We start from the raw sequence: 8,612 nt of genomic DNA, 5'->3' as shown, positions 1-8,612 counted from the left end.
TCCTATAATGGTGTCGCTGAAAGATAATGGAAAAGCACGGCTCATAGCACTATCTTTAATGCTATTCATACCAGGAGCCTTCATTCCTCTAATCCAACAGTCATCTCTACCTCCAGAAATAGTTCCGTTTCACCTGTTAGAAATTCTAGCAGATTCTTTAGTTTATGGCTTTGCTTTATCTCGAATTCTAAGTAAACCCTAGGCACTAAATTGACATGTAACTTTTGTGGTGGGAAGCCCCATCTGCCAAGGTGAGGTAATTCACTTCTAGAATTTCTGTCAGTGTGTGAACGACATTTTTCGTCCCGTAGCCGTCATCTTTCCCTTTCATATTGCCTTTTAAAAAAATCTCTTGAACTACCACCAGAGTTTCTATTCAAAAACTTCTTTTGCAAGTTCTGTCATATCATATATTATAATCAAAAGCGAGCGGGTGAAATGATAGTCAAAAAAGCGATTTCATTCTTAAGTGAACTGGGTAAAACAGTACTCTCTAATGGAATAACATCTGTAAACGTACTTTTAATAAAATAAACGAACTAATGGTGTATAGTTCAGATGAAGTCAGGTTTAAAGATCATCTTAAAAGCGCTCTAAAAACTCACGATATTTTAAAGAAAGAAAGCATAATGAAGTTTAAAGATAAGTTACTTTTAAAGAACGGAATGGAAAAAGACTCCGATAGTATTTGTTGCCCAAACTGTGGATTAGCCCTTCCCCAATATTACATATTTTGTATCTGCTGTGGGACACAATTATTTGATGATATTTTTGACTCAACTTCTAATAAATCGATTAACACTTTCCAAAATTCAATTTTTAATCTTTTGGATGTTTCGACTTTACTGCATAATCTTAAATTGCTACTATTTCCATACAAAAGATTTGATAAATGCCTATTATCACTAACTGGATTGGACAACCGAGTCTAATTGAGTTTTCAACCATTGCCATGTTTGCGGATCGATAATGTCCTCATTAAAAAGTTCCTCAAGCCCATCTTGAATTCTCTCCTTCACATCTTTCTTAGTTAATAGATTATTCTCTGTACAAACGAGTTCAACGCTATTACGAAATTGTTCACTTCTTGTAATTTTACCTTCAACTTTTGTTTTGAAAAGAAATTGCAACGCAGTTGGTGTGAAAATCGATAAATTCGTAACTATTTTTTCACCGTTATATTCCTCTGATGGGCTAAGGATAAGTGGAGGTATTACCGCATATCTGGGTTTAAATCCTTTAACATATTTTACAAAATAAAATGGTAGACCAATTTGCGTAGTTTCCTGAGTTGGAAGATCTTTTACAACAAATTTTTCGGGCTGTTTTTCTTCACTTGTTGTTTTATTCGAATATTCTGCTATGATATTGGATAATTCTTTTTGTTTATCTTCGACTGTACGTATGAAAGTATTAAGTTGGACAAATTTCTCTTTATTTGATTCTAAAAGACTGATTGTCTGCGATTTTCCATTTTGTACTATTCCGAAAAGCTCTTCTTGCTCTTTTATTCGTAAATCGCACTCCTTTTTGTAAATGTCAATTTGTTTTTGTAGATCTTCAACTGCTGTCAATCCTTCATCTCTTAATGATTTTTCAAGTGTTTCTGACTGTTCATCATAATTAACTTGAAGACTGATAATTTTTTGATCCATTTCTTTTTTTAATTTGGTTAATTGATCTTGATACGCTTTTCTAATCTGTAGACCGAGTGAAATTGTTTTTTGTTGGAATTCAAGAATTTTTTCTTCAATTGACTCAGAAATGTTACTCCATGCCTTCCTAAAGTCAATAATGTTTTCACTAAATGCATCAAATTCTTTAGGGAACATTGATGCTACTTGAAAGATTATATCTGGCTGTAATTTGTAGCTTTTAACTGTTTTATACGAGGCTGTACGTTCTATAAATGGAATAGCTTCTTTTAGAAGTGATGGTTGATGGAGTGCGTGTACTGTAAACTTTCGAACCGAAAGATTTGCGAGAAGGTTTTTAATTCTGTCAAGACTTATAGTAGCATTCTTTAACTCAGTAACATTCAATATACTCTTGATTTCATCTGACGCAGGAATTTGTGTTATTAAAAACTCATTGGATACAATTTTGAATCCATCAAGAAGGAATGAGCCCCCTTTGTAAGGTATGATATACATAGGCCATTGAACTTTTGAAATCGATTCTAGTGATTCATCGGACGATCGCAGCTGTTCAGATAGTGTAAAAACAGTTGCCAATTCAATATCTTGAGTAAGAACTTCATTTGTATCTGTATTAAGCATATATGGTATCGTATTCTCTTCAATGTATGAAAAAGGTTCAGCCACAACTAATGGAAGTGGTCTAGTCACTACAGGAGATGTTATTGGAGAAACAGTTGGAGAAACAGTTGGAGAAACAGTTGCTGTAGCACTTATTTCGACTTCAGCGGGAGTAGGTGCCGTCACTACCGGTTTTTTCTTTGTCTCTGCTATTTCAATCATTTTAGTTGCAATATTTCTAAAAATGGTCTCGATATTTCGCCCATCTTTTGCAGAACACTCAAAATAGTCTGCATTCATTTGTTTAGCGTATGACTCACCTTCGTCTGAATAAACTCGTCTAAATTGATCTGCAAGATCTAATTTATTACCAACTATAATCCATGGCACTTTTCCGCAATATTTCACAACTTCATCAAACCATTTTGGAAGTCCAAGGAAACTGTCTCGGCTGGTTATATCATACATAATGATCGCGCCGCTAGCACCACGATAATATAAAGGTCGGACATTTGCGAATCTTTCTTGGCCTCCTGTATCCCATATCTGAAGCTTGATTTTTTTACCTTCAAGGGTTATAATCTTCACTCTGAAGTCGACACCAATGGTCATCTTATAAGAATCAGCGAACGTGCCTGTCGCATATCGTATAGTGGCTGCGGTTTTTCCTACAGCCCCATCTCCTACGACGATGCACTTGAAGAGGAAATCGAAACTCATTTAATTACACAACTTTTCAAATCAATATTTTTTAATAGTATCAAGCTTGTGCTTTAAAAATTTTCTAAAACTTTGAAAAAGATAACAACGCCTAAAACAAAGGACATTATAATCATTCAAAGTGTGGAAATGTGAGTTACTAGTTGAGATGCCAGTTCTTCAATTTCATTTCTAGTTTTTAATGCACTTACACCAGGACCCTGTATTTTTGAAGAGACTGCAGCTGTTGCAAACGCTCCACTTCTAATTGCATCTTTAGTTTTTGAGAATTCAAGAGCAAAAGCAGAAATATATACATCTCCTGCACCTGTGACATCCACTGCATTACTGCATTTGATTGAGGGAATGTGGAAGAATTCTCCTTTGTATTGGATATATGAGCCTTTACTTCCTTCAGTTATAATAACAATTTTGACTCCTAAATCTTCTATTTCTTTAGCTGCTAGTTTTAGATCATTACAATTTGTTAAAACTTCAATTTCTGAAACAGAGGCTTTTAAAACATTAATATATTGAAGATAATCCGCCATGTCTTTCCATTTTGTTAAAAATATTCTACCGCTGCCGTTTTTAGCAATGGAGCGAATATATCCGCTTGGATCTAAGTATATTGAACCCCTTCCTTTCTTGGCTACATGTTTTAAGGTATCTAATGGTATCTCATCAACTATTGGCGAAATAATAAATGCTTGAGAGTCAAGAAACTGTTCTGAAATATCTTGAATCTCAATACGTTCAGATTTAGCAATCAGAAATTCGGTTCTTACCTCTCCTTTATATTCAAGTTTAAATCGTGTTGTAAGACCTTTACAACGTTTAATACCTGAGATATCGATGTTGTTTCCAGAGAAAAAAAGAAAAAATTCTTCTTTAAAATCCTCACCTACTTTGGATATTATGCCTGGTCTTCCTCCAAGTCGTTTAGCAGCGATGCTACAGTAAAGTGGTGGTCCCCCAAGCCTAAGAGGTTTGTTTTCACCATTTTTTGTTATAATATCTAACGCAAAGTGAGCAATCACAACAAGGTCATACATTTACGGATCCTCAGTTTTATTAGAGATTGTTATCTTTGAGATTTATCTTGAAATGAATCAAATGCCCAAGTGGTCAGAATTTTATAGCTTAGAAATTAGTATTTGCACTAATCATTTTCTTGATTAAGTATTGAATTGGTGTTAAATATGGAGATCAAAAAATGGAATTATAAAGGTTTTGAGATTGAGGAAAGTCCAAAACCAAGTGAAAAAAAGTTTCAATATTTCTTGAGAGTTATGAAAGAAGGTAAAAAGACATGCACATATTGTATTTGGATAGAAGATGCGACACCTGACAAGTTTGAAGAAATTATTAATTCAGAAAGAGAATCATGGATTACGTGGGTTAAGGAAAAAATCGATCAAGGCATTTTAAATAATCTAGCATTGAAAGTAAGTGCCTTCGGTAAAGAGGAAATTAAACTCTCAGAAATCAGCGAAAAAGTAGACTTCTAATATTTCATTCGAGTAAACCTTGTTGACATGGTGGGATTTAGTTGGATGTATATGAAGCAATAAGAAAAAGAAAAAGTGTCCGAAGATACAAGGATAAAGAAGTTGAACAAGAAAAACTAACGAGAATTCTAGAGGCAGCAAGATTAGCACCCTCAGCTTCTAATAAGCAAGAATGGCGATTTGTGGTTGTACAAGATAAAGAAAAGAGAAGAAAACTTTCAGCAGAAGCTGCTAGAGGTCAAAAATTTGTCGAAGAGGCACCGGTAGTTATCGCTTGCTGTGCAGAGACGGATAATCATGAAATGACTTGTGGTCAGCTGTGTTATCCAATTGATGTTGCAATTGCTATTGACCATATAACACTTGCAGCAGTAGAAGAAGATCTTGGAACATGCTGGATTGGTGCGTTCTATGAAGATAAAGCAAAGAATATTCTTAATATTCCAGACCGTATTAGAATAGTAGAATTGTTAACCTTAGGTTATCCAGCTGACGATAGTATCAAAAAGAAATCACGGTTACCAATTGAAACAATCGTAAAATGGGAGAAATGGGAATAAAGCATGAAAAAAATAATTAAACATATTCGGGCGACTATTTTTTTGGTCTAAACTGCAATTCATCCCATTTTAAATAGTTAGATCTCTCATTAGGTTTTATTATGAAAGTAATTTTAACTACATCCCACTTTTATCCCTCTCTTGGCGGCATCGAAAACCATTGTTTAAATATTGGAAAACATCTTGTTCAGCGTGGGCATGAAGTACTTGTTGCGAGCACAACCCTAGAAGGCTTAAGAGCAACAAGAAGTTTCAGAAACTTTTCTATCAACGGAATAAGAGTAAAACGTTTTATTCCTTTTCCCTTTTTAGCTCCTTTTTTTGCTCCAGGAAGGTGGAGTACATCATTTGCCCCTGGGATGTCGTTTTTCCTTATGAATAAAGTATTAGAGAATGATTTAATTCATGCTCATGGATATGGTTTTTTCCCAACTGATCTAAGTGCATGGGTCTGTAAAATTCGTAAAAAGCCCCTTGTTTTTACCCTCCATGGATTTCATCCCGATTATCTTGCATTCATGAAGAATATTTCCCCTATTGAGGAAATGCGTTTAATGCCTTATTTCAAAGCAATTGCACAGCGATCTTTAAAGATAGCTGATGCTATAATCGTGTTAACTCCTCACGAAAAGAGTATTTTACAATCATATTATCACATCCCCGCTGAGAAAATAGAAATAATTCCTAACGGAATAAATTTGCAGGACTTTTTAAAGATCCCCATAAAAAAGGAGTTAAAGAAGAGATTTCGCCTAATGGAGAATGTTATTCTTTTTGTTGGAGCAATTCGAAAAGAGAAGGGACTTCTCAATCTTTTTCACGCAATCCCAATTATAATTAAAGAATTTCCACAAACGTCTTTTGTCTTAATTGGGAAAGATTGGGGATTTAAAAAGTATCTACAGCAAGAAGGAAAACGTTTAGGAATAGAGAATCACATAAATTTTTTAGGCTCTGTTAAGACATCCTTACTTCGGGAAGCACTAGGTTTTTGTGATGTGTTCGTGAATCCTTCGGCATATGAATCCTTTTCCATAGTTTTACTCGAAGCAATGGCATCAGGCAAACCGATTGTTGCAACAAATGTTGGAGGCATTCCATATTTAGTAAGAAACGGAAAAACAGGTATCATTGTAAATTATGGTGACCCTGAAGGCATAGCAGATGCTATAAAGAAATTATTGAGCAATTCAGAACTTCGAAGGCAGATGGGTGAAAATGGTGTGCAATTAGCTAAGAAATATGATTGGGAGAAAATTGTATCACAAATAGAAAGACTGTACGAGAAGGTTCTAACCAGTCAATGAGGTGTGTATATAGAATATTAACTGGACAAGGGAATTCTATTCTCTAACTAAATAATCTTCAAAGCGTGATGCCGAGCGTTTTAATGTGAAATTATCTTCAACATGCTTTCTTCCTGCTTCGCCCATTTTTCTTGATAGTTCTTTATCTTCTAAGAGTCGGCAAATCGCAATAGCTGCAGCCTTTGGATCCTTAGGATCAACAAGAAATCCTGTTCGATTATTCTGAACTGTTTCAGTTGGACCAGATAAATTTGAAGCAACCACTGGCTTTTTTGATGCCATAGCTTCTAAGGGCACTAATCCAAAGGGTTCGTTAAAAGGTATATAGAGAACTACATCAGAAGAACCATAATACTCTACCAATTCTTTATCAGCTAGTTGTTGAATAAGTACATTCCTTTCTAAATGAAGCTTTTTTACGAGTTTTAAAAGGCGATATCGCTCAGGGCCACTTCCCACTATGACCAACTTTGTTTTTCTGTGAGTCTTTACAACATATTGCATTGCTTTAATAGCCACATCAAAATTCTTCACAAGTCTAAGAAAACCAATTGTTAAAATAAGATTCTCACAATTCAATGATTCTTTTACCTTGCCCTTGTCTGAAAATTTTGTAATATCTATTCCTGGATAGCAAGTTTTTGCATCCTTATTATAAATTCGCTTAACGAGACCTGAAGTATAATTACTATTTGCTAGGATCAAATCGGTTTTGTTAACGATATTTTGGTCATATATTCTGTGAATCTTGTTGCTAATATCTTTCTGAAGCTTCTCTAAGAGATAATAAATATCATAAAGACCGCTGCCTGTCCTCATTCGCGCACTATATAGATGTTCTAATCCAGCATCTGTGATCGTATGATAGAGTGGCCTATGAGGTTCGTGACAATACCATACCATTTTCGTGGTATCTTTATTTGATAGTTTATTCGCCAAAGCAATAGAAAATGAAAGATTCAAATTATGAAAATTGATTATATCAAAATTAGATAGTTTAGAAACTAATTTGTTTCTAGCAAGTGGGGCTAGAAAATACGCGTCCCCAAGCCAAGGAATTTCAATAATTCTTAGATCTTTTACTTCAGATAACCATAAATTATAATCAAATCGTGCAGTGAAAATTGTAACGTCATGTCCTTTTTCTATAAGATGTCTTGAATACCACAAAACTAGATTTTCAGCTCCCCCTTTCTGATTGAGAAATGCATGGAGAAGGGCAATCTTCACTAAAGTCACCTAATTGTTTACATTTGTTCTTATAATTCTAATATTTTTGATATATGATCTTATTTTTCAATAGAGAATCTATTTTTTAGAATTGTGTACAAAAACTGTAACAATCAAACTTAGAAATACTTTGTTGAAAAATAAATAGTGTTCGATAGTTTTCTCACAATTAGATGAATGTTAGTTAGAAAACCGGGTATTAAACTTCCTTTAGTCAACTAATAGGCTTCTTGTAGAATGATTTTGCATGAATCCTCTTTTAAATCTTCTTTATAGCATTTTGTCTCGATCTCTTTGTTCCATAAGTATTCCAGAAGACCTGTTAAAAGACCACCATAGTACGCAATGTCTAATTCATTTAAATAATTCGTAATTTGACATTCACAGTATTTAAGAGGTTCATAGTTGTTGCTTACCTCTAATGAACCAAAACCATTCTTTCTAAGCCATTCACAAAGTTCATTTAAATATATTTGAAAGGCATCATTCCGACTCTGTTCAATTTTCTTCTTTTTGTGGAAAAAAAGGTGTCCAATATTTCGACCGTGTTCAAACATTATTGGCGCTATTGGTTCGCATCCAAAAAAAGACATCAATACGTTATTTAGGCTTAAAAGCCATTCTTTATCAATATCGACCTTCTGATTTTCTTCATTATGGATATCTTTTTTAAGAGACTCCAAGGGTCATATCCCTCAATAAATTTTACGATTTCTATTGAGCAGAAGTATAGCCACGTACTACTATATATAATTACTAGTAGCTGAGAAAGAAAGCACCACAGCTTCAGCGTAGTGATGAATTGCGTGAGTAGTATTCACTTTCATCACGTGCATCGAGGGGTCTCCCTAATTGTGATATAGGTTGCACGACGAAGATATCACTAACAATTGGAGGGATAATAGGCACACTTGCAGACAAGGTGCATACTCCGATGGCCTCACCATCGTTAACAGTACCTACGGGGCGTAGGGATGTTAAGCCTGTGGAGATAAGACCTCCGTAACCCGCAAGGGGATCGAGTCTGTCGTTGAAGCAGGAAGCCTC

At 34.7% G+C, this 8,612-nt stretch carries 9 protein-coding genes; 4 read left to right on the top strand and 5 right to left on the bottom strand.

Annotated features, from left to right (window positions below; genetic code table 11):
- On the top strand, window positions 1-202 hold a 202-nt coding region (locus QVB70_RS07040), incomplete at its 5' end, for a hypothetical protein (protein ID WP_287584824.1).
- Window positions 203-905: 703 nt separating this feature from the next.
- On the opposite strand, the gene QVB70_RS07035 is transcribed toward QVB70_RS07040, so the two are convergent.
- Both QVB70_RS07035 and QVB70_RS07030 read right to left on the bottom strand, forming a co-directional pair.
- Window positions 906-2,978: a GTP-binding protein gene (locus QVB70_RS07035; protein WP_287584822.1), complete on the bottom strand. Its 2,073-nt coding sequence runs from the start codon at window positions 2,976-2,978 to the stop codon at window positions 906-908.
- A 116-nt stretch (window positions 2,979-3,094) separates the two neighbouring features.
- Window positions 3,095-4,012, bottom strand: a complete 918-nt coding sequence (locus QVB70_RS07030; RefSeq protein WP_287584819.1) for a carbohydrate kinase family protein — start codon at window positions 4,010-4,012, stop codon at window positions 3,095-3,097.
- Between the two features lie 147 nt (window positions 4,013-4,159).
- On the opposite strand from QVB70_RS07030, the gene QVB70_RS07025 reads away from it, so the two are divergent.
- The 3 genes from QVB70_RS07025 to QVB70_RS07015 all read left to right on the top strand — a co-directional run bounded on the left by QVB70_RS07025 (window position 4,160) and on the right by QVB70_RS07015 (window position 6,335).
- Window positions 4,160-4,468, top strand: coding sequence for a hypothetical protein (locus tag QVB70_RS07025; RefSeq protein WP_287584817.1), 309 nt, complete (start codon window positions 4,160-4,162; stop codon window positions 4,466-4,468).
- Between the two features lie 41 nt (window positions 4,469-4,509).
- Window positions 4,510-5,028, top strand: coding sequence for a nitroreductase family protein (locus tag QVB70_RS07020; protein ID WP_287584815.1), 519 nt, complete (start codon window positions 4,510-4,512; stop codon window positions 5,026-5,028).
- Between the two features lie 101 nt (window positions 5,029-5,129).
- Entirely contained in the window at window positions 5,130-6,335 is a 1,206-nt protein-coding gene (locus QVB70_RS07015) for a glycosyltransferase family 4 protein (RefSeq protein ID WP_287584812.1), read from the top strand.
- Between the two features lie 36 nt (window positions 6,336-6,371).
- Here the strand turns inward: QVB70_RS07015 and QVB70_RS07010 are convergent, their stop codons facing one another.
- From QVB70_RS07010 to QVB70_RS07000, 3 genes are all read right to left on the bottom strand, one after another.
- A complete protein-coding gene (locus QVB70_RS07010; RefSeq protein WP_287584810.1) occupies window positions 6,372-7,565 on the bottom strand; it encodes a glycosyltransferase family 4 protein in 1,194 nt (397 codons plus the stop codon).
- Window positions 7,566-7,783: 218 nt separating this feature from the next.
- A complete protein-coding gene (locus QVB70_RS07005) occupies window positions 7,784-8,248 on the bottom strand; it encodes a hypothetical protein (RefSeq protein WP_287584808.1) in 465 nt (154 codons plus the stop codon).
- Window positions 8,249-8,351: 103 nt separating this feature from the next.
- A partial coding sequence (locus tag QVB70_RS07000; RefSeq protein ID WP_287584806.1) for a hypothetical protein occupies window positions 8,352-8,612 on the bottom strand: 261 nt, incomplete at its 5' end.

It is taken from the genome of Candidatus Borrarchaeum sp. (genome assembly GCF_019058535.1).
Taxonomy (GTDB): Archaea; Asgardarchaeota; Sifarchaeia; order Borrarchaeales; family Borrarchaeaceae; genus Borrarchaeum; species Borrarchaeum weybense.
The sequence above is the reverse complement of the archived record's forward strand: the minus strand, read 5'-3'. Positions and strand labels throughout refer to the sequence as shown.

Coding starts and splice junctions, on each gene's coding strand:
- QVB70_RS07015 (WP_287584812.1), top strand. CDS start 5,130: ATGAAAGTAATTTTAACTACATCCCACTTTTATCCCTCTCTTGGCGGC.
- QVB70_RS07035 (WP_287584822.1), bottom strand. CDS start 2,978: ATGAGTTTCGATTTCCTCTTCAAGTGCATCGTCGTAGGAGATGGGGCT.
- QVB70_RS07030 (WP_287584819.1), bottom strand. CDS start 4,012: ATGTATGACCTTGTTGTGATTGCTCACTTTGCGTTAGATATTATAACA.
- QVB70_RS07025 (WP_287584817.1), top strand. CDS start 4,160: ATGGAGATCAAAAAATGGAATTATAAAGGTTTTGAGATTGAGGAAAGT.